Source organism: Enterococcus sp. 3G1_DIV0629 (assembly GCF_002141285.1).
Classification (GTDB): Bacteria; Bacillota; Bacilli; order Lactobacillales; family Enterococcaceae; genus Enterococcus_B; species Enterococcus_B lactis.
Window position 1 is genome coordinate 39,588 of record NZ_NGLI01000003.1, and the last position, 22,029, is coordinate 61,616.

Below are 22,029 nucleotides of genomic sequence, written 5' to 3' on the forward strand. Positions count from 1 at the left end.
ATTTTTTGAGGTGATTGGATGCGTTTTTTACATACAGCCGATTGGCATATCGGAAAAAAACTACAAGGTTATGACTTGATTGAAGACCAACGTCATGTATTATCTTCTATACTGGATATCGCGAAAGAAGAAAAAGTAGAGGCAATCGTGATTGCAGGAGACTTATATGATAGGAGTGTGCCCGCTGTTGATGCCGTAGCATTATACAATGAATTAATGGTTGATTGGAATTTAAAGGAAAGGATCCCAATTTTTGCTATATCAGGAAATCACGATAGCAGTACGCGACTTTCAGCTGGTACGCCATGGTTCAGTTATTCGAACTATTTTTTGCGAACGCAGCTAGCAGAAGCTTTCGAACCAGTCGAGTTTAACAACATACAATTTTTCTTTCTTCCTTACTTTGAACCAATTGCAGCCAGATTATATTTTGAAGATGACAGTATCCGCACGATCCAGCAAGCGGTAGCAAAAGTGATAGATAAAATGCAGGAGCTGTTTGATTCAGGGAAAAAACACGTATTGATTAGCCATTTTTTTGTAATGGGAAGTGTAAAATCTGATTCGGAAACGAAAATCGAAGTAGGGGGTCTGGATTCGATTCCAGGCGAACTGCTTGCACCGTTTGATTATGTAGCACTAGGACATTTGCATAATCAAGCTGCTTTAAGACAGGATAATGCTCGCTACAGTGGCTCGCCGTTGAAATTTTCTCTATCTGAGATCAACCAGAAAAAAGGCGTATGGATCGTTGACCTGACAACAGACCTAAAGTTGAATTTTAGGGAGATCGAACCACTGCATGATATTGAAGAAATAACAGCAAGTTTTAAAGAATTGTTGGATCCTGCCTTCTATCAGTCCGTCAATCGGGAGAATTATATCCATATCTATCTCACGGACAGAACGATCATCCCGAATATGATGAACCAGCTTCGGCAAATATATCCTCGTATTTTGGGGATTGAACGGGCAAACGGCCGAGCAGAACAAACAAAGCGCAAACGAAAAGTACTAGAAATGAAAGATCCTCAAAAATTAGCAGAAGCATTTTTTAGTGAAATGACGGAAGAACAGCTAACGGCAAACCAAGAAAAATGGCTCGGAGAAACGTTGCAAGAAATCATGGAAATGGAATGATCAAGAATGAAACCGAAAAAATTAAAACTTAAAAATTTTGGTCCTTTTATCAATGAGACCGTTGATTTTTCACGATTAACAGAAGCACCGCTTTTTTTGATCAGCGGGAAGACAGGAGCAGGAAAAACGACGATTTTTGATGGGATCACTTTCGCACTTTTTGGTGAAACTTCCGGAAGACTTCGTTCTGGAAAAGAGATGCGTTCCTTGTTTGCTACACCAGAAGAAGAAACAAGCGTGACTTTTTCTTTTGAACATCAGCAGATGAGCTATGAAATCGAACGAAAACCAGAACAAGTTTTAGCGAAACGAAAAGGAAACGGAACAAAAAAACAGGCGGCTAAAGTAACGTTGACCATCTTTGATGGGAAAGGAAAAGAAATAAAACAAATCACAAAACGTACAGAAGCAGACCAGTTGATCAGAGAACTGATGAATCTCGATGCGAAACAGTTTTCCCAAATCGTTTTACTGCCCCAAGGAGAATTCCGTAATTTTTTGGTTTCATCAAGCAGTGAGAAAGAGACTGTTTTACGTCATTTGTTCGGTACTCAGTTTTTCCAACAGTTCAATGAGCGATTAAAGGAAAAAGCAAAGCAACAGCAACAAAAACTAGATCATTTAGAGCAAGAACTTCATCTTCTGCAAAAAAGATTTGTTTTAGTCAAAGAAGAGGAAGCAGCAGCGGGGTTTGAAGCCGTTCTTTCCCAATGGACAAACCATCAGGCCATACTAGAAAAACAAATCACTGAAGAAAAAGAAGTTTTAGCAGACTATCAGGAGAAACAGAAACAATTAGAAAATTCCTACTATCGTTTTGAAACCTTGAAAAAAAGCTATGAAGAAAAAGCGACATTACTAAATAAGCAAAAGAAATTAGCCGCTCAAAAAGACGAAATAGAGGAAAAGAAACGATGGATTGGGTATTATGAATTTACACAACGCTTAATTGAACCAATCCAGCACCTGAAAGAAATAAAAGCTGAAAAAATAGAACTGTCACAAAAAAGCAGTGAACAAACAAAGAAACTAGCGATGACTACGCAACATTATGAAGAGTGGCAAAAAAATGAAACAGACCGCATACATCGGCAAACAAAAATCAAAGAAGCTGCTCAACAATTGCAAAACAAACAGATGATGGTACCGATTGTCGAAGCCTTGCGTAGTAAAAAACAAGAAGCAGAACAATTAAAACATTCATTAGATAAAGAAGAAACGAACGCCGAAAAGCTACATCAAAAACAGGCTATTTATCAGGAAAGAACTCGAATTCTTCAAGAAATCTTATTGGATCAGGAAAAACTGCAGGAAGATCGTCTTGCTTTTGGACAGTTAAAACATCTAGATGAAAAACAGCAGGAAATAGAACAACAAAAAACAAAAAGCATCGAATCACTCGAACAGATAAGAGAAGAGCTCAAAAAAGCAGCCGAAGAAACAACAAAAAATAATAAGCGATTGAAACAACAGATAGAACAAGCAGAACAGCTGAAAAGCCAATGGGCAAAGCAGCAAATTGCTCGTCTTCAGCTTTTTTTGCGTCCGGGGGAACCATGTCTGGTTTGTGGGTCGACAGAACATCCTGTACAACAATCAAAACATGAACAGCCAAATAAGGAAGATATCTTAAAAGTAGAGCAACAACTGGCAGAAGCTGAGTCAGCTGTAGAAAGAACCCAGCAAATCATTGCCAAAAATGAAGCATATGAAAATAATCTTCAACAGCAATTATCTGATTTAGAACAAAAAATCATGGAAACGAATATACAACTAGCTGGACAAGAAAAACACTTACAACAGGCTTTGCAACAGGCATTTCCTGCGATAACAGAACAAACAACAACTGCTCTTACAGTAATCGAACAATCTTTAGATAAACGAAAAAGCAAGATAGCCAATGCAAGAGCAGAACTGGAAGAAATAAGCCAACAAGTAGAAAAGGTTGAGCAGCAATTAGCTGTCTACAAGCAGCAACAGACAGCAAAAAATAATCAGCTTCAACAACTGCAAGGCGAAATCAAAAGTTTAGAAAAACAATTACAAGATACGGATAGCAACTGTTTAGAAGAAGAGATACGACAACTTGAAAAACAGTTAGAAGAAGACTCTAACCAACTTGCTGCTGAACAGAAAGCAGGAATGCAATTGTTGCAAGATCTGCATATGCTTCGGACACAACTTGATCTTCAACAGGAACAAATAGAAAAAACAGATGAAAAGATAGAAAAAGAACAGCAAAGAATAGCTGAAAAGCTGGAAAGCCAATCGTATTTTTCAACAACTGAGGAAGTCTGTGCATTCGCACAACAGCAAGCACAATACGAAGAGAACCAGCGCATAATCACTACTTATCATGAAGCACAATTAGTGACAGCTGACCGACTACGTCAATTAGAAAATATCCAGCTGACGGAGATAGTTCCAGATACAGAAGAGATCAGCCAGCAATTGGAAGAGATAAGAGAGATGATCGAAACAAAGCAAGAAAAGATATACAGTTTACAAGAACAAAAAATCAATAACCAGAAAATCTACGATGAATGTCTTTCGATTTATCACACAAGCCAGACGCAATTAGATGAACTTACGCAATTACAGCAGCTTTCGCAAACATTCAACGGAGAAAATCCTAAGAAGACTAGTTTAGAACGGTATGTGCTTCAAGTTTATCTACAAGAAGTGTTACAAGTAGCAAATGATCATCTCCAACGTTTAACGAAAAATCGTTATCAGTTTGAACTAGCGGATACGATCGGCAGTTATCGAGGGAAAACCGGATTAGAAATCAATATCTATGATGATCAGGCAGGCATGTCTCGAAGCGCGCATACGCTGTCTGGCGGTGAAAGTTTTATTGCAGCACTTTCTTTAGCATTAGCCCTTGCGGATGTGATCCAGACACAAGCTGGTGGGGTAGCAATCGATGCATTGTTTATTGATGAAGGTTTTGGGTCATTAGATGAAGAAGCTTTGGAAATGGCGATGGAAGCTTTAGAAACGATTGAAAGTGAAGGAAGAATGATCGGGATCATTAGTCATGTAAGAGAATTGAAAGAACGAGTATTACAGCAAATAAGAATTGATACAGAAGGTAGCGGACAAAGCAAAATACGCTATCAACTTGGATAAAAAGGGAGATTGGTAACTATGAAATGGAGTATTCCGGAAAAAGTCATTGCACGTGGGCGTCAATACTTGCAAGAAGGCCGAGTGTTATCGGTTGTCCCTGACCAAGAAGAAAACGTGTGGCATGCAGAAGTCTTGGGCAGTGAATTGTATATGGTTGATTTGGATGGGACAGCAAAAGAGATAGATTACTGCCAATGTCCATATTGGGAGGAACATAAATATTGTAAGCATACAGTTGCTGTGGAACTTTACTTACGGTCGAAAAATCTATCTCGTATCATGAAAAAAGACCAGCCGATGTTAGAACCGGTAAAAACAACAAGTGAAGGAGAAATCATTGCAAAAGGTTTTTCTCGTCTAAAAATACAAAAAAATCCTCAAGCGGTGCAACCCTTGATTATTGAATACCAAGTAGAAACGATTGAGACAAATCAGTATCATCCAGAGCTTTCTATTTTGGCGCTTTACTTACGTATCGGTTCTTTGGCATCGCCGAAAAAAACATATATCGTAAAAAACATCTATGATTTTTTACAGGCTTACACAGAAAAAGAAACCTACACAGTCAATAAGCAGTATCAGTTTCATCTAGACAAACGGGCTTTTCAAAAAGAAGATCAAAAAATACTCGCTCACCTTGCAGGAAGTGCCCAAACGCATCAATTATTAGGCACGAATGGCTTGCAAGTCAAAGGGAAACTAGATAAAAGATACCTGCTTCTCCCAGTAGAACAAGCCCGCTTCCTGCTAGAACAGATGAATCAGACGACACGTTTGCATCTGCAGATAAATGAACAAAACGATCAAGGAATCCAATTTTCCGATCAAAACAAGCCTTTATCATTCAAAGTGGAAAAACAGGGAGAAGATTACTTGTTACAAGCATTAAATGATTTTGATTTTTTCTTTATGCATTATCAGTGGGGACTTATCCAGGGAGTATTCTATTCTCTAACGAAGCATCAACAAACAGTTTATCAAACTTGGAAACAATTGATTCGCCGATTGGAGAAACCAGAAGTAGTATTCAAGAAAAAAGAACTACCGGCCTTGTTTAAAGAAATCATTCCTCTTCTTTCGGAGATTGGAGACGTAGTGGTTGCCTCTGAAGTAGAAAAGGAAGTAGCAGATATTCCAGTCGAATTTATTTTCTTTTTCCGAAAAGCCAAAGGAAAAATCCAAGCTCGAGTCGATTTCGTTTATGGCGAAGTCATCTATTCGACCGATCCAAAACATGAGGTCTCGGCCAATCAGGACTTTCAGGTGCTGCGTGACAGAGCTGAAGAAAAACGAGTCCTTGATTTATTCAGGATGTATCGCTACCAGAAAAATGAAACTGGCTATGAGCGTCCGTTGCCAAGCGGGGAGGAACTGTATGCCTTTTTCCGTACAGAACTATCTGTTTTCCGTCAGTTTGGTGAAGTCAGACTTGGTAGAAAGTTGCGGGAGTTGTATTTAGATGCGCATAAACATCAGCCGCAAATCGAAGTAACCGAGACTGGTTCATGGCTTGATATTCGGTTCGACGTATCGGGAATAGAAGAGCAAGAGATTGATCATGTACTGCAAAGCTTGTTGCGAAATGATGCTTTTTATACATTGGAAAACGGACAGGTTCTTTCTTTTGATTCAGAGGGATTCCAACAAACAAGCCAAGTATTGCAACAATTACGAGAGTCAATACGTTCAGAAGAAGGGACGATCCATGTACCTAAGAATCAAGGACTGATCATTCAAAATCAATTGGAAAAAAGCAATGCTACTTTTAGCGAATCGTTTCAAACGATGGTCCAAGATCTCATTCATCCAGAAGGGTATCAGGCGCAGCTTCCCAAAGGATTGAATGCAAAGATGAGAGAGTATCAGAAGCAAGGATTCCGATGGTTGAAGATGTTGGGCCATTATCAGTTTGGCGGTATCTTAGCCGATGAAATGGGACTTGGGAAAACACTGCAGACGATTGCCTTTTTACTTTCGGAAAAAGAAGAACGGGAAAGCTTTTCTGCTTTGATCGTAGCGCCGGCCAGCTTAATCTACAACTGGCAGGCAGAGGTAAAAAAATTTGCTCCTTCTTTGAGTATCCAAGTAATCAATGGGAATAAAAAAGAACGGGAAGAATTGCTGGCTAAAGACGCAGATATTCGAGTGACCTCTTATGCCAGTTTGAGACAAGATTTAGCTGATTACCAATCACAAAAAATTGATTATTTGATCCTTGATGAGGCGCAAATGGTCAAAAATAGTAGTACGAAAACTGCTCAAGCATTGAGAGAATTAGCTGTGCCTCAGCGATTTGCATTAAGTGGGACACCAATCGAGAATAATTTAGAAGAATTGTGGTCATTGTTTGCAACAATCATGCCAGGATTTTTCCCAACCAAAACAAAATTCAGAGAACTTGCCGCAGAAGAAATTGCGCAAATGATCCGACCGTTCATTTTACGGCGAGATAAACAAACTGTGTTGAAAGACTTACCAGAAAAAACAGAAATGAATCTATATTCTGCACTGACAGAAGAACAAAAGACCGTTTATTTAGCTTACTTGCGTCAAATGCGTGAAGAAATCTCGTCAATGGATTCTGAAGCATTCAAGAAAAACCGGATCGGGATACTAGCAGGTCTGACAAGGTTGCGTCAAATTTGTTGCGATCCCCGTCTGTTTATTGAAGATTACCAAGGTGGTTCTGGCAAGCTCGAACAAGTAAAAGATCTATTAGTTGCTGCCAAAGAGAACAAACGCAGAGTTCTGCTGTTTTCTCAATTTACAGGTATGCTTACTATCTTACAAGAAGAGTTAGCCGAGCTGGGGATCTCAACATTTTATTTAAGAGGCAGTACAAAACCGCAAGATCGATTAAGTATGGTAGATGCATTTAATGCAGGCGAAAAAGATGTTTTCCTGATTTCTTTAAAAGCCGGGGGAACGGGACTGAATTTGACAGGAGCAGATACGGTCATCTTGTATGACCTTTGGTGGAATCCTGCAATTGAAGAACAAGCTGCTGGTCGTGCGCATCGAATCGGACAGAAAAATGTGGTAGAAGTATGGCGTATGATTTCTGAAGGAACGATTGAAGAACGAATGGATTCGCTCCAACAAGAAAAACGCGAACTGTTCCAAAAAGTGATCCAAGGAAATGAAGAACAGCTGACAAAACTGACTGAAGAAGATATCCGCATGATCTTAAGTGTAGGAGAGATTGAGAAGTAAGAGATTCGAAACAATCGTTCAGTAATGGATAAGAAGATCTTTCGAAAAAAGCAAGTATTTAGTTGATTTAAGAAATAGCAAGGAAGTTGGGTTTCTGTTTTATCCCGATTTCCTTGCTATTATTTTTTGTTTTTATTTATAGGAGTTAAGCAAAGATTGTCTTCATTGTTTCTAATAGCTGATCAAAAGAAGAAATCTCGATATCGCAAATAGGTGTCTGGTCGATTTTGCGTTCTCGATGGTTGAACCAAAGTGCTTGCCAGTCGGCACTTTTTGCACCTAAAACATCATTGTCATAATTGTCGCCAACATATAGAGTCTCTCCTGGAAGCATATGAAATTCTTTCTCAGCAAGCTGAAAAATCTCTTTTTCTGGCTTTTGGAACCCTGTTGCTTGAGAAACCAGCATGTTGTGGGAAGGAATCCAATTATTCAATTGAAGTTGTTTTAATTTTTTTGTCTGATGGTCAGTCGGTCCATTTGTGATAATTCCTAATGGGACATTTTTTTCCTTCAAGAAGTCAAGTGTTTTTTTGACCTCCTCATGCAAACAGATATTATCAAGTTCTTCCTCGTAAATTTTTTGAAATAGGAGACCTTCTTCTTCTGTGATGTGAGGGTAGTCTAAATCTTTTAGTGATTGGCTGATTCGATGTGCTCGCATATATTCTAGCGTCCACTCTCCTGCCATTACTTTTGGAAAGTTTTCATCACTATGATGACGGAATCGGATATATAGTGGATGCATATCTTCATCTGAAACAAGCGGCACGACTCTTTTTACCGCGTTTCGAAATGGCTGCTGCTGATCATACATTGTATCATCAACATCAAACACAACTGATTTAATCAAAATTTTACACGCCTTTCGGTTTTCATTGATTTTTTCACAAATCCTTGACTATTGTAACAGAAAAAATTATCTAAAAAAGCTGATAAATAAAGGTTTTTCTTACTATATTTCTGTTTCCTTGACAGAATAAGGTTTTTAGATTTCAGTTTTTTTCACTAAAAATCATGAAACACGTCAATAGGTTTGATGAACAAATTAATCATTATTGTGTAACTCGGTTGGTTTATTTTAATGCAATCTCTGAGGAATTTTCGAAAGGTTTATTTTTTTAATACAGTCTCAATATAACTATTCAAACATAAAATAACGTTATTTAGTTTATTTGTTTATAGTAAATTTTATCTAGTAATCATTGCTTTAAAATATTCCGCTTATATAACAGAGAAAATAAGCGTTATAATAAAGAACAATATTATCTAAAATGACAAGAATCATTACTATCAAAGAAATAAAAAACATAAAAAATCTTAAGAAATCGGTTTCATTTGTGCTTTTAGATAAAATAATAGTACAGTTTTATTGGCTGTTTCATCGTCTTATAAAATTTGAATTAGATTTGAAAACTCTAATTTTTAAATGATAGAAAAAGCAAGAACGCTGGTTTTACTGTATATTAACCTTAGATAACTTTCATTTTTTTAAAAAAATTATGAAAAAAAGGTAGCTATTTAAAAGTTGATTATGTATAATAGAAACAGATGGGAGATCATTATGATCTTCTGTTACAAAAAAGTGATTCTTATCACGAAAAGGAGTGGTGCACGTTGTTAACATTATATACTTCCCCAAGTTGTACTTCCTGCAGAAAGGCTCGTGCGTGGTTGCAAGAACATCAGATTCCATTTGTTGAACGTAATATTTTTTCAGAACCATTGAACAGTTCTGAATTAAAAGCGATTTTACAAATGACAGAAGACGGAACAGAAGAAATCATCTCGACACGTTCCAAAGTATTCCAAAAACTGAACATGGATTTAGATGATCTGCCGTTACAAGAACTATTGGAACTTGTGCAAAACAATCCTGGATTGCTTCGCCGTCCAATCATGATTGATGATAAACGTCTACAAGTTGGTTTTAATGAAGATGAGATTCGTCGATTCCTGCCGCGCGATGTACGACAATTAGAATTGCGTCAAGCACAATTGATGGCTGGATTATAGAAGATAAAATGAAACTTGGAAAAACTATTTTGATGATAGTTTTTCCAAGTTTTTTTGTTTTTATAAATAGCGTTCTTTATTGTGGGCACAAAAAAAGGTGTGAGAGTGGTCATGGTATGAAAAACAGAAGTGATTGATTAGCTAAAAAGTCGGCTATATAGTATTCATCTCCCAAAAATGTTATAGTTAAATAAGATAGCTTGAACGATTGAAAAAATCTGCTGGTTTTATTAAATTCATTTAACAGCGGGATTTTTTTTCTTTACATTTAAGCTGATTTCGCTACAATGAATCTATATTGAACATTGCGGCAAAGTGAGGTGTAGCAAAATGGAAATGGAACATATTAATGAAAATACGATCCGTGTACTGATAGGTCATGAAGATTTAGAAGAACGGGGCGTTTCATTTTTGGATTTACTTGGCAATCACAAAGAAATCGAAAATTTCTTTTATAGTATTCTGGAAGAAGTTGATATCGAAGAGGAGTTCCGAGGAAGCGAAGCTGTCACTTTCCAAGTTTTGCCAAAAGGAGACGGATTAGAACTGTTTATCAGTAAAAACCTGCCAGATGAAGAAATTTCTCAATCAGAAGATTCTGCTGTTGATTCAGAAGACGTGAGCGAATTTCTCCGTCAGCAAATTATTGGTAGCGATCCGGAAGAAGAATTATCTGGAAGCGCCCTAGAAGAACAGGAAAGACAAGCAATTTTTGCTTTTGAAGATTTTGAGCAAGTGATCCAGCTGGCAACAGATGTTGAACTAGAATCTGCTTGGACTGATTTGTACTTATTCGAAGAGCGTTATTACCTAGTCGTTCATTTCTGGATGGAGAATCTCAACCAAGCGGATGTAGAGAATCAGATTGCTCGAATTTTGGAGTTTGCAGAAAAGAGCGATCGTACACCAGAAACACTGAATGAGTATGGAAAGTGTCTGATGGCGCGTAATGCTATCGAGCGTACGAAATTTTATTTTGTATAAATCACCATTATAGTAAGAGCCATATCGATCATATATCGATATGGCTCTTTTTCGTGTAAATAAATTGCTAGACGTAAATAAGTTCAGAGGGAGAAAAATGCTGCTTGCGATGAATGAATATCATGAATGCTGTTCTGCTAAATATGCAGAAAAAGAGAAAACGTATTATTGTCGTAGTTGTCGGAAAAGAGTGGTTTTGAAAAAGGGAAAGAAAAAATGTGCTCATTTTGCCCATCGAAAAACTGACAACTGTTCGGTTTTTAGTGAGGGGGAATCAGAAGAACACTTGCAGTTAAAGGAATGTTTCATGGATTGGCTAGGACAGTCAGCAGAACCTGCATTTTTGGAAGCCTATTTGCCAAGATTGAGACAGAGACCAGATATTTTATTGGCTAATCTAGCATTAGAAATCCAATGTTCTAGGTTGTCTCATCAGAGATTTGTTGAAAGAACCAAAAGTTATTTGAACAACGGTTACCAAGTATGGTGGATACTTGGTCATTCTTTTCTTGGACAACGGCAATTTTCATTGATAGAAAAAAGTTGCTGCTATTATAATAGAAAAAGGGGGATACATTGCTGGAAAGCTGACCTTAAGAACCAAAAACTTTATTTATATCATCATATTACAGAGACTGTATCAGGTCACATTTCTTTTTTCAGTAGCTGCTGGACTTTTTCTGGTAATGATCTTAAAAAAATATTTTCTAATAATGAAATCAAAATAAATCAGATGAAGAAAACAGACAAGTTAAGTGAGGATGGGAAGAAGTGGCTAGCGCGCCAGCTGATTTACAAACAAAAAAATACAGTATCCATACAAGAACAGTGCTACTTGCGTCACAAGCACCTTTTGGATCTATCACCGTGGATCTATCAAAACAGTCGGTTTTTCTTTTATTTACGAGAACAAGTTTTTCTTTATCGAATGTTGTACGAAGAATCCTTAAAACAACAGAAAGTACCTGATTTCAGCTCATGGTTTTGCCAAGTAAAAGAATATAAAATGAAGTGGCTTTTCCCTATGATTGAGGAAGAGATGGTCTATCGGCAATTTTTTGATGAATGCACACGTTTGTCCTCTTGGAAAATATAGTAAGTATAAAAATAGAACAGGAACCGGTTTTCTATGTAAAACAAGTTTTAGTTGTGCTAAAATTGATAGAAGCAGACACATAGATTAGTAGTAGAAAAATCAGATGCTGTAACATGTGGATGTTAGACAATGATCTATTTTGATAGACAGAGACAAAGGGATAAAAAGGAGTGGATTTCATGGAAGTAAAGCAGTTGCCAAAACGCGAAGAATTGCCTGAAAATTTAACTTGGGACTTGACCAAAATCTTTTCAAGCGACCAAGAATTTGATGAGAAATATCTAGAATTATCAGAAAAGTTAAAAAAATCTGAAAAATACAAAGGAACACTTGATCAAGGCGCTTCTCAATTTCTTGATGCGATTGAATTTGTTTTGAGTGTTTATCGCCAAACTGAAATCATTTATGTCTATGCGCACCTTAAAAACGATCAAGATACTGGGAATACAGAATATCAAGCGCTTTATGCAAGAGCAAGTAGTTTGTTTTCAAAGGTTAGTGAAGCTGTTTCCTGGTTTGAACCAGAAATATTGCAGTTATCAGATGAACGGATTTGGCAATATTTCAAAGAAGAACCGAAGTTAGAAGTCTATCGTCACTATATCCAGCAAATAGTGGATAATCGTGCCCATGTTTTATCTGCCGAGCAGGAATCGCTTCTTGCAGGAGCAGGTGAAATCTTTGAGGCTTCAAGTGATACATTTGCTGTTTTGAATAATGCAGATTTAGTTTTCCCAACGATCGAAGGAGAAAATGGTGAAAAAGTCCAATTATCTCATGGTGTGTACGGTCAGTTGCTAGAAAGCACGGATCGAAGTGTTCGCGAAGCCGCATTTAAAGGATTGTACAGTGTTTATGAGCAATTTAGAAATACGTTTGCGTCTACTTTAAGTACGCATATAAAAGGACATAATTTTAAAGCAAAAGTTCGTAATTACAGCTCTGCCAGAGAAGCATCTTTGAGCAATAATCATATTCCTGAAAGTGTATACGACACTTTGGTAGATGTAGTAAACAAGCATTTGCCTTTGCTGCATCGATATATGGAATTACGGAAACGTTTATTAGAAGTGGAAAAACTGCACATGTACGATCTTTATACACCGGTCTTAGGAGAAGCTCCAATCACCTTTACGTATGAAGAAGCAAAAGAGAAAGCTTTGGAAGCACTGAAGCCAATGGGCGAAGAGTACATGACTATTGTAGAAAAAGCATTCTCTGAACGTTGGATCGATGTTGTCGAAAATAAAGGAAAACGAAGTGGTGCCTATTCTTCGGGAAGCTATGACACAAATCCATATATTTTATTGAATTGGCATGATACATTGGATCAGTTGTTTACGCTTGTCCACGAAATGGGACATAGTGTCCACAGTTATTTCACACGGTCGAACCAGCCTTATGTATATGGTGACTACTCCATCTTTTTAGCAGAAATTGCTTCGACAACGAACGAAAATATCCTAACAGAATATTTATTGGAAACAGAAAAAGACCCTCGCGTCCGAGCTTATGTGCTCAACCATTACTTGGATGGATTTAAAGGAACAGTTTTCCGCCAGACACAATTTGCTGAATTCGAGCACTTCATGCATACGGAAGATGAAAAAGGTGTGCCATTGACTAGTGAATATCTAAGTGATAGTTATGGTAAATTGAATGCAAAATATTATGGTCCGGCAGTCGAAGAAGATCCAGAAATCAAATTTGAATGGTCACGGATCCCGCATTTTTACTATAATTACTATGTCTTCCAATACTCGACTGGTTTTTCTGCTGCTTCAGCGTTGGCGAAAAGAATACTTAGTCAAGAACCAGATGCGCTAGAGAACTATTTGGCTTATCTAAAAGCTGGTAACAGTGATTATCCTGTTGAAGTGATGAAAAAAGCAGGAGTAGATATGACACAGGCTGCGTATATCGAAGATGCAATGTCGATGTTTGAACAACGACTAAATGAATTAGAAGAATTGATTGATCGTTTATAAGATTTTTGATTTTTTCGAATAGAAACGAAAAAAATACGTCGGCTCTCTTGTAAGGGAGTCGACGTATTTTTTTAATTAGAAAGCAAGTGTAAATGGCTAGTTCGTGAATGGAACTGAGAATCATTTGTATGTAAATGTTCACCATTAAAAACTTGATACGAGTTATCTGTTGTTTTACACAGCTCTTTGATTCTCCAAAGGCTGCTTGTGCCTTCTACTTCTACTAAAACACCAAAATCACGATCGCAAGCGTAATTGTAAACGACTGCGGAAGGATGTTTCGTGATGCCCATTTCTCGAGCAATTTTTTGATCGGAAAAGAATACTTCTTTAACAAAGTCAGATTGCCGATCTTCTTTAAACATATTCAAATCGCCGCCAATCTCTTCAAATATCGATTCAGCAAGTGCATGAGAATATGGTATGTTATTGCAGCCGACTGCTTCTTGCAGTTTGATCAAAAAACGGCGGCCTTTTTTCTTTCCTTGGAATTGAGCCGCTTTGCAGTCTAATGCGGCAGAATAAGTCGTTGAGAATAAGTGGTTACGTTTCTCAAGATTGTTTTGAGAAATTCCTTTTTGTTGCATGACATCCCCAATTGTCTGCAAATTGACCAAAGGAAGAAAGCGAAATTGCATCTTTTCTTTTGATGGTGTTCCGTACTCTTCTTCAATAAATTGTAATAACTGTTGCTCCATTTCGAAACAATATTCCCCTAAAGGATTAACAAATAAATAGATTTCGATCATATGAATCTCCCCCAAAATAGATTCTATACAACTAGTGACTAGATTCTTTCACATCCTATAACTTAACAGAAAAAAGTAAAAAAATGAACTCAAGTGCCTTGTGAAAATGAAAGGTTTCTAATTTTTAGCCTCAAGCATACGTTGGATCTTGTTCTTAGCAGGACGATAAGGCAAAGAAAAACGTTTTAAAAAATTTATAAAAGCAATTTTTCCCGCAGATGCATCCCCTACCTCTAGTTCTAGTTCAAAATCGTGAAGATTGTCTCCCCAGCTTTCATCGATAGCTAAAAGTCCTTCTTCAATGGGGAACTCAGCCCGTTTTGTTGTAAGCTTTCCTGTTTGGATCAATGAAGCAGGATCGATATTCAAATCAGAAAGTTTTTGAAAAACTGCGCCCGAGCGAGGCAAACGTTTTTGAAAGATGAATGCTTCTGCTTCTTCTGTTATAAAGGTATCCGTCGTTTCGAGACGCCCTTCCTCAGCAGGTGTTTTTAATGTATATTCAGCTTGATGACCAACGAAACGGATCCGTAGACCACAATTTTGTTTCTTCAGCTGTTCATCAACGGTATCGAAGTAAATATTAGTCTGTACACGGAAATCTTTATCTGTTAATTGATAGTGAGCGATGAATATCTCGTACTCTTGCTTTGTCAGCATAGATTTATATTCGATTTCAAGCATTTGCGTCATTTGATCGACTCCTTTTTGTCTATTTTGCCTAATTTTCTTTTTTTGGTCAATGCATAAATCAAGAGTACGAAAAAACTTTGCATATATGGTAGAATAAACAATGAATGTTAATGAAGTAGAGGTATCAGCTATGGAACGAGATTGGGAAGCATTTTTAGCACCATATGAACAAACTGTATCAGAATTGAAAGTGAAACTGCGGGGAATCCGTAAACAGTTTCGTGAACAAAATCGTCATGTTCCAATTGAATTTGTCACTGGGAGAGTCAAACCAGTTGACAGTATCGTAACAAAGTCACAGTTACGTCATATTCCGATGGGACGCTTAGAAGAAGAAATGTCTGATATTGCCGGCTTAAGGATCATGTGTCAGTTTGTAGAAGATATCCATCAAGTTGTTGAGATTATCCGTAAAAGAAAAGACATGAAAGTTCTTCAAGAACGGGATTACATCACTAATAAGAAAGCAAGTGGCTACCGTTCGTATCATCTGGTGATCGAGTATCCTGTACAGCTGATCAGTGGTGAGAAGAAAATTTTGGCGGAAATCCAAATACGGACCCTTGCGATGAATTTCTGGGCAACGATCGAGCATTCGCTGAATTATAAATATCAAGGCGTTTTTCCAGAAGAAATGAGCGAACGACTTCAGCGTGCGGCAGAAGCTGCGTATCAACTGGATGAAGAGATGTCCAGTATCCGTGAAGAAATCCAAGAAGCACAGCGATTGTTCTCCCATGGAAGAGGAAAATCAGATGATGTCTACTATCGAACGCTTTTGAAGAAAGAAAGCGAAAGAGAGGAGGCAGGGAATGAAAGTAGCGATCGTTCACAATAAAGAAGCAAAGACCATAGAAGTGGCTGAGCGTTTGAACACACTATTAGAACAAGCTGGGATCCAGCGAGATGATCATGAACCAGAGTTGGTCATCTCAATTGGTGGAGATGGCACATTATTATCGGCATTTCATCACTACAGTCATTGTCTGAATGACGTGCGTTTCTTAGGCGTGCATACAGGTCATTTAGGGTTTTATACTGATTGGCGAGATTACGAACTGGAAGAACTAGTAGACAGCTTGCGAACAAATCGGGAACAAAGTGTCAGCTATCCCTTGCTGGATGTTCGGATCAGTTATTTGGATGAAACGCCTGATCAGCATTTTTTAGCACTAAATGAATCAACGATTAAACGGGCCAATCGTACGATGGTAGCCGATGTATACATTAAAAATGAATTGTTTGAAAGTTTCAGAGGAGATGGATTGACAATTTCTACACCCACTGGTTCGACTGCCTATAATAAAAGTGTCGGCGGTGCAGTGATCCATCCTAGTATCAATGCCTTTCAATTGGCTGAGATTGCTTCGCTGAATAATCGAGTGTTTCGTACTTTGGGTTCTCCGATCGTGATTGCCCATGATGAGTGGTTGGAAATAAAATTGGAAAATACAGAAGATTATCTTGTAACGGTTGATCAATTGAATGTCGCAAAAGCAGATATCCGTTCTATTTATTATCGCATAGCAGAAGAACGGATCCATTTTGCTTCTTATCGACATATGCATTTTTGGCATCGCGTGAAAGATGCCTTTATTGGTGAGGATTAATATGCAGTTTACATGGGATTATGAGAAAGATCATTCTCAGCAGGTAAAATATTTTTTAAAAGAAAAAGGGATCTCAAAAGGTCTGTTAGCGAAAATAAAATTTCAAGGCGGTCAAATCAAAGTCAATGATCAAGTAGAAAATGTCTTGTTTTCTCTATCCAAGGATGATAAGGTAACCATTGTGATTCCTGCTGAAGGAGAACATGAAACCGTACTTTTGGACGAAACGCCGATCGATATCGTGTATGAGGATGAACATGTTCTGGTAGTAAACAAACCAGCAGGCGTTTCGTCCATTCCTGCCCAATACCATCCAAATGGGACAATGGCTAATCGTGTAAAGGCTTATTACAAAAAACAAGGGTACGAAAACCAAGTAATCCATGTAGTTACACGACTAGACCGTGATACGTCTGGCTTGATGCTTTTTGCCAAGCATGGGTTTGCGCACGCGAAATTAGACACGCAGCTTCGTGAAAAGAAGTTTGTAAAAAAATATCAGGCATTAGTCAGTGGAATGCTTTCAAATTTATCGGCACATGGACATATCGATTTGCCGATTGCCCGAGATTATTCTTCGCTACTGAAGCGAATGGTCTCTGATGAAGGACGTTCTGCACAGACGGAGTACTGGATAGAGAAGCGACTAGCAGAAATCGCGTTAGTTGATATCCAGTTGCATACAGGAAGGACACATCAAATAAGAGTTCATTTTTCCGCCATTGGCTGTGCACTGCTCGGTGATGATATGTATAGCGGACGAATGGATCTGGGAATAAAAAGACAAGCCCTTCATTGTTATGATCTGCGTTTTTACCACCCATTTACAGAAGAGCTGCTGGAGTTCAAGCAGCCTTTAGCCGCAGACATGGAGGCAGTTGTGAGACGGTTTGAAGAATAAGGCGAGGTGAGATTGGTTTGGATGAAAATCAAGAATTAGAGGAAAGATTTGCCCAGTTGACTCAAGATTTAAGGGAAAATAATATTCAGGCATTCAGAAACAGTTTTTTAGAGATGCATATCTATGAGCAGGGGCAGTTCTACCAATCTCTTACAGAAGAGAACAGGCAGCTGATCTATTCCTATCTGTCGCCTAAAGAATTAGCGGATATGTTCGATGTGATTGAAGAAGACAACGAACATATGAAAGAATATCTGGATGAGATGCGTCCTAGCTATGCAGCGGATATGCTTTCTGAGATGTATACAGATAATGCTGTCGATTTGCTTAATACGTTAGATAAAAAGCAAATTGCTAAATATTTAAGTTTGATGTCTGCAGACGATGCCAGTGAAATCAAGGAACTGCTCCATTACGAAGACGAAACAGCTGGTGCAATCATGACTACTGAATTTGTTTCGATCGTAGCAAATCAAACCGTTCGCTCTGCGATGTATGTGTTGAAGAATGAAGCAGATGTTGCTGAAACAATCTATTACATCTATGTCGTTAATCAAGAAGGTCAACTAGTGGGGGTTATTTCTCTACGCGACCTAATCGTGAATGATGATGATGCTATGATTTCTGATCTGATGAGCGAGCGGGTACTTTCAGTTCATGTAGGCGACGACCAAGAAGATGTGGCACAAACATTCAGGGATTATGACTTCTTAGCTCTTCCTGTCACCGATTATGATGATCATTTGTTGGGAATCGTCACAGTCGATGACATCATTGACGTTATTGATGATGAAGCTGCCAGCGATTATTCAGGACTTGCCGGGGTCAATGTAGAAGAAATCAATGAAAATCCAGTAAAGGCAGCATCTCGACGTTTGCCTTGGCTAATCACTCTGTTGTTTTTAGGTATGTCTACTGCTTCTTTAATCAGTCATTATGAAGACTTGGTAAGTGAAGCGAGCATTTTAGCGGTCTTCATTTCGCTGATCACAGGAACAGCTGGTAATGCTGGAACCCAGTCGCTAGCTGTGGCTGTCCGTCGACTTGCAATCTCTGATGACAAAGATCACGGGTTTGTCCGACTTGTTTTGGCTGAAGTCTTGACCGGCGTCGTAACAGGAGCTGTTACAGGGATTACGATTTTTCTGATCGTGGGCTTTTGGAAACATAATTTTATCTTAGGGTTTGTGATAGGAATGGCCATGTTGTTTGCGATAACAGTGGCGAATCTTGCAGGTAGTTTGATTCCGATGCTGATGGATCGTCTAGGATTTGATCCAGCGGTAGCAAGCGGTCCATTTATCACGACCTTGAGTGATTTGACAAGTGTACTGATTTATTTCAATATTGCCTCTTTATTTATGGGGTATTTTATGTAAAAAGCAAAAACATTGGCAACAAGCAGTATACTTGTTGCCAATGTTTTTTTGTTTATAAGATTATGGCTGAAGTTCAACGATTTTAGTTCCGTGGACTTCACTCACGTTTAATTCTTTAGCTACATGTGCTGCATTCGCTGCTGTTACGCCACCACCGGGCAAAATAATCAAACGGCCATCTGCATAGTCAATCAATTCTTTGAGCCGTGGGAAATGTTCTTCAATCGTTTGATCAGCAGGGCCGCCATGCGTCAAGATACGGTCAACACCGTGCGCAGCTAGCCAATCGATTGCTTCAAATTGCCGTTCTTCAGGAATACTGTCAAAAGCCATATGGAAGGTGATCTGTACGCCTTCTGCGGTTTCGATCAATAGTTCCAATGCTTCTTCGTCTAGCCATCCTGAGGGAGTAAGACAACCAAAAACTACGCCATCCGTCCCTAATTTCTTTGCTTCAATCAAATCAGTATGCATAATTTTCAATTCGATATCGTTATAGACAAAATCGCCCCCTCTAGGACGGATAATCGTCATTACAGGGATATTTTTTTCCCCTGCGTAACTTAATGTTTCTTCGATCACACCAGTACTTGGGGTCGTTCCGCCGACCGCTAAGTTGTCACATAATTCGATTCGGTTAGCTCCTCTGGCAATTGCCAGAGGAATAGATGTGTAGTTTTCAGCACAAAATTCTTTGATCATCTGATCTTCTCCTTTGTCTTTCACTTTCTTGTAGGCATTGTATCATATTTTTACCAGTTGCCAAAGTGAGCATCTAACGGTAAGATAAAACAGAAATGAGGGGGAACTATGTTAAAAAAAATTGACCGAGGACGCCAGTTTTTGGCAGAAAAACATCAGCTGTTCCGCTGTCCAGTTTGCCAAGAAGAGGTAGAAAAGTCTGATAATGGCTTGATATGTAAAAATAATCACCGTTTTGATCTGTCCAAAAAAGGAACACTTTACTTTTTATCCCACGCGGTTAAAACAGAATATGATCAAGAAATGTTCGTTCCAAGGCGTAGAATGATCCAATCAGGCATGTATCAGCCTGTTATTGAGACTATCGCACAGCATCTGCCTAATGAAGTCTCACTATTAGATGTCGGCTGTGGAGAAGGAAGCTTCTTGAATGAACTTTCAAAATTGAAAAAGATTCAAACTGCTGTTGGATTTGATATTTCAAAAGAAGGGGTCTATGCAGCTACGGAACAATCTGTCGAGGCATTTTGGTGTGTAGCGGATTTGACCAATTTGCCATTTGCTGATCAGACATTTAACACGATCTTAAATATCTTTTCGCCTTCTCATTACCAAGAATTTCAACGTGTACTGTCAGAAGATGGAGAGGTGCTGAAGGTAGTGCCGCAAGAAAATTATTTAAAAGAACTGCGTCAGGCTTTTTATCCGAATCAACCTGAAAAACAAAGCTATTCCAATGATCGTGTAGTCGCAAAGTTTACTGAATCGATGAAACTAACTGAACGTCAGCGTGTGACCTATGAATTTGAGATACCAGAAGAAAATCGAAAAGATCTTTTAGCAATGTCGCCCTTAGAGTGGCAAGTGGAGGAGGAAATCAAAGCAGACTTGTACAAGAATCCTTTGAATAAGATTACAATTGACATAGAATTATTAAAAGGAACTAAGAGAAAACGGTTTTCTAGTAGTTTTTAAAGAGTAGAGGTTGCAAAAGTAAGTTGAGGGTGTTATAGTAGCAACAAGTTGTTTTTTCATTGGTTTTTATCAGGTTCCTGTTCTGATAAAAGTTAGTGAGAAGAGCTTCACTAACGTAACGACTCGCAGTGACTGACACCGAGTTGATACGTTTTTTTTTATGCAAAAATCAAATTGTCAGAAAATAGAAACGAACATAAATATGAGAGGAATGATCCTGATGAATCATATCGTTTTATTCGAACCGTTAATACCTGCAAACACCGGAAATATTGCCCGTACGTGTGCGGCCACGAATACGCCGCTTCATTTAATTGAGCCCCTAGGTTTTTCAACGGATGACAAACATCTGAAACGAGCAGGGTTAGATTATTGGAATGATGTAAATATTACTTATCACAGTGATTTAGAAGCTTTTTTAGCATTTTTAGGTGATCGTAAACTACACTTGATCTCAAAATTTGCCCATAAGGTATACAGTGAAGAAAATTTTGCTGATGGAGAAGAGCACTTCTTTTTATTTGGAAAGGAAACAACTGGCTTGCCAGAAACGTTTATGCGCGAAAACGAGGAAAAGTGTTTGCGCATCCCTATGAATGATGAGCATGTTCGTTCATTGAATTTATCGAATACAGCTGCAATGATTGTGTACGAAGCACTTCGTCAGCAAGGATTCCCTAATTTAGAATTAACGCACCATTATGAAAATGACAAGCTGGATTAGACAGTTTATTATAGAGTAAAATAAAAGAAAGACAGGAGTTTGCTGTGTATGGAACTATATTTTACCCGACATGGGAAGACACAATGGAATCAGGAAAGACGTTTTCAAGGGAGCAATGGCGATTCTCCGCTTTTGCCTCAAAGTTATGAAGAAATCAAAGCATTTGGGAAAAAAGTAAAATATGTTCCTTTTAAAGCAATTTATTCCAGTACAGCAAAACGAGCACGCGATACAGCAGAAGGTATCAATAAAGAGCTTGCTCGTCCGGTAGAGATTTTTTATACAGATAAACTGCGAGAACTAGGGCTAGGTACTTTAGAAGGACAATCAATCGATGAAATGTATCAGAAATACCCAGATAATCTGCCGAATTTGCGTAATCACTTAGATCTATATGATCCTTCTCCTTTTCATGGAGAAACGATTGAATCAGCAATCACACGTATTGAAACTGTTGTAGCGGATGCGGTTGCTCAACATAAAAACGGACCTCTTTTATTCGTAGGTCATGGGGCCTCATTAACTGCTGCCATTCAATGGATGACAGGGAAAGAGCTAAGTGAGTTGCGGGAAATGGGCGGTTTGTTCAATAGCAGCCTGACGATTTTAGAGACTGAAGAGCCTTGCAAATTATTGCCGTATGAACTGAAGGTATGGAACCAAACAGATTTTTTAGGAACTGAAACAGCACCAGAACCTTTACTATAGAAGAAGGAGGCGGCTTCCG

18 protein-coding genes are annotated in these 22,029 nt (G+C 38.4%); 14 read left to right on the forward strand and 4 right to left on the reverse strand.

The window, feature by feature from the left end:
• Window positions 1-18: 18 nt before the first annotated feature.
• The 3 genes from A5816_RS12455 to A5816_RS12465 are packed head-to-tail and all read left to right on the forward strand — an operon-like array spanning window position 19 to window position 7,485.
• Window positions 19-1,140, forward strand: coding sequence for an exonuclease SbcCD subunit D (locus A5816_RS12455; RefSeq protein ID WP_002373074.1), 1,122 nt, complete (start codon window positions 19-21; stop codon window positions 1,138-1,140).
• Between the two features lie 6 nt (window positions 1,141-1,146).
• Window positions 1,147-4,272: an AAA family ATPase gene (locus A5816_RS12460; protein WP_086311454.1), complete on the forward strand. Its 3,126-nt coding sequence runs from the start codon at window positions 1,147-1,149 to the stop codon at window positions 4,270-4,272.
• An 18-nt stretch (window positions 4,273-4,290) separates the two neighbouring features.
• Complete coding sequence (locus A5816_RS12465) at window positions 4,291-7,485, forward strand: DEAD/DEAH box helicase (RefSeq protein WP_086311455.1); 3,195 nt, start codon at window positions 4,291-4,293, stop codon at window positions 7,483-7,485.
• 145 nt (window positions 7,486-7,630) lie between these two features.
• Here A5816_RS12465 and A5816_RS12470 read toward each other — a convergent pair whose 3' ends face one another.
• Window positions 7,631-8,338, reverse strand: a complete 708-nt coding sequence (locus A5816_RS12470) for an HAD family hydrolase (protein ID WP_002309968.1) — start codon at window positions 8,336-8,338, stop codon at window positions 7,631-7,633.
• A gap of 764 nt (window positions 8,339-9,102) precedes the next feature.
• Between A5816_RS12470 and spxA the strand changes: the two genes are divergently transcribed.
• The 4 genes from spxA to pepF all read left to right on the forward strand — a co-directional run bounded on the left by spxA (window position 9,103) and on the right by pepF (window position 13,569).
• Window positions 9,103-9,501, forward strand: a complete 399-nt coding sequence (gene spxA, locus A5816_RS12475) for a transcriptional regulator SpxA (protein WP_002296384.1) — start codon at window positions 9,103-9,105, stop codon at window positions 9,499-9,501.
• A 330-nt stretch (window positions 9,502-9,831) separates the two neighbouring features.
• A complete protein-coding gene (locus A5816_RS12480; RefSeq protein ID WP_002335220.1) occupies window positions 9,832-10,485 on the forward strand; it encodes an adaptor protein MecA in 654 nt (217 codons plus the stop codon).
• A gap of 97 nt (window positions 10,486-10,582) precedes the next feature.
• Window positions 10,583-11,581 (forward strand): competence protein CoiA, encoded by a 999-nt coding sequence (locus A5816_RS12485; protein ID WP_086311456.1) that lies wholly within the window; start codon window positions 10,583-10,585, stop codon window positions 11,579-11,581.
• A 179-nt stretch (window positions 11,582-11,760) separates the two neighbouring features.
• On the forward strand, window positions 11,761-13,569 hold the full coding sequence (pepF, locus tag A5816_RS12490; protein ID WP_086311457.1) for an oligoendopeptidase F: 1,809 nt from the start codon (window positions 11,761-11,763) through the stop codon (window positions 13,567-13,569).
• A 71-nt stretch (window positions 13,570-13,640) separates the two neighbouring features.
• Here pepF and A5816_RS12495 read toward each other — a convergent pair whose 3' ends face one another.
• Complete coding sequence (locus tag A5816_RS12495; protein ID WP_002373092.1) at window positions 13,641-14,318, reverse strand: ClpXP adapter SpxH family protein; 678 nt, start codon at window positions 14,316-14,318, stop codon at window positions 13,641-13,643.
• Between the two features lie 117 nt (window positions 14,319-14,435).
• Window positions 14,436-15,011, reverse strand: coding sequence for a CYTH domain-containing protein (locus tag A5816_RS12500; RefSeq protein WP_086311458.1), 576 nt, complete (start codon window positions 15,009-15,011; stop codon window positions 14,436-14,438).
• A 130-nt stretch (window positions 15,012-15,141) separates the two neighbouring features.
• Between A5816_RS12500 and A5816_RS12505 the strand changes: the two genes are divergently transcribed.
• The 4 genes from A5816_RS12505 to mgtE are packed head-to-tail and all read left to right on the forward strand — an operon-like array spanning window position 15,142 to window position 18,901.
• On the forward strand, window positions 15,142-15,849 hold the full coding sequence (locus tag A5816_RS12505) for a GTP pyrophosphokinase family protein (protein WP_086311459.1): 708 nt from the start codon (window positions 15,142-15,144) through the stop codon (window positions 15,847-15,849).
• A complete protein-coding gene (locus tag A5816_RS12510) occupies window positions 15,824-16,621 on the forward strand; it encodes an NAD kinase (protein WP_002315658.1) in 798 nt (265 codons plus the stop codon). Before A5816_RS12505 ends, A5816_RS12510 begins: the two co-directional genes overlap by 26 nt.
• 1 nt (window position 16,622) lies before the next feature.
• Window positions 16,623-17,522 carry an RluA family pseudouridine synthase gene (locus A5816_RS12515; protein ID WP_086311460.1) on the forward strand — a complete coding sequence of 300 codons (900 nt, stop codon included), beginning with the start codon at window positions 16,623-16,625 and terminating at the stop codon, window positions 17,520-17,522.
• Between the two features lie 17 nt (window positions 17,523-17,539).
• Window positions 17,540-18,901, forward strand: a complete 1,362-nt coding sequence (mgtE, locus tag A5816_RS12520; RefSeq protein ID WP_002315660.1) for a magnesium transporter — start codon at window positions 17,540-17,542, stop codon at window positions 18,899-18,901.
• 60 nt (window positions 18,902-18,961) lie between these two features.
• Here the strand turns inward: mgtE and A5816_RS12525 are convergent, their stop codons facing one another.
• Window positions 18,962-19,603 carry a copper homeostasis protein CutC gene (locus tag A5816_RS12525; protein ID WP_002309986.1) on the reverse strand — a complete coding sequence of 214 codons (642 nt, stop codon included), beginning with the start codon at window positions 19,601-19,603 and terminating at the stop codon, window positions 18,962-18,964.
• Between the two features lie 108 nt (window positions 19,604-19,711).
• On the opposite strand from A5816_RS12525, the gene A5816_RS12530 reads away from it, so the two are divergent.
• The 3 genes from A5816_RS12530 (at window position 19,712) to A5816_RS12540 (ending at window position 22,010) form a co-directional block, all read left to right on the forward strand.
• Window positions 19,712-20,578: a methyltransferase domain-containing protein gene (locus tag A5816_RS12530; protein ID WP_086311461.1), complete on the forward strand. Its 867-nt coding sequence runs from the start codon at window positions 19,712-19,714 to the stop codon at window positions 20,576-20,578.
• 220 nt (window positions 20,579-20,798) lie between these two features.
• Entirely contained in the window at window positions 20,799-21,302 is a 504-nt protein-coding gene (gene trmL / locus A5816_RS12535) for a tRNA (uridine(34)/cytosine(34)/5-carboxymethylaminomethyluridine(34)-2'-O)-methyltransferase TrmL (RefSeq protein WP_029682507.1), read from the forward strand.
• Window positions 21,303-21,350: 48 nt separating this feature from the next.
• Window positions 21,351-22,010: a histidine phosphatase family protein gene (locus A5816_RS12540; RefSeq protein ID WP_010732878.1), complete on the forward strand. Its 660-nt coding sequence runs from the start codon at window positions 21,351-21,353 to the stop codon at window positions 22,008-22,010.
• Window positions 22,011-22,029: the final 19 nt, after the last annotated feature.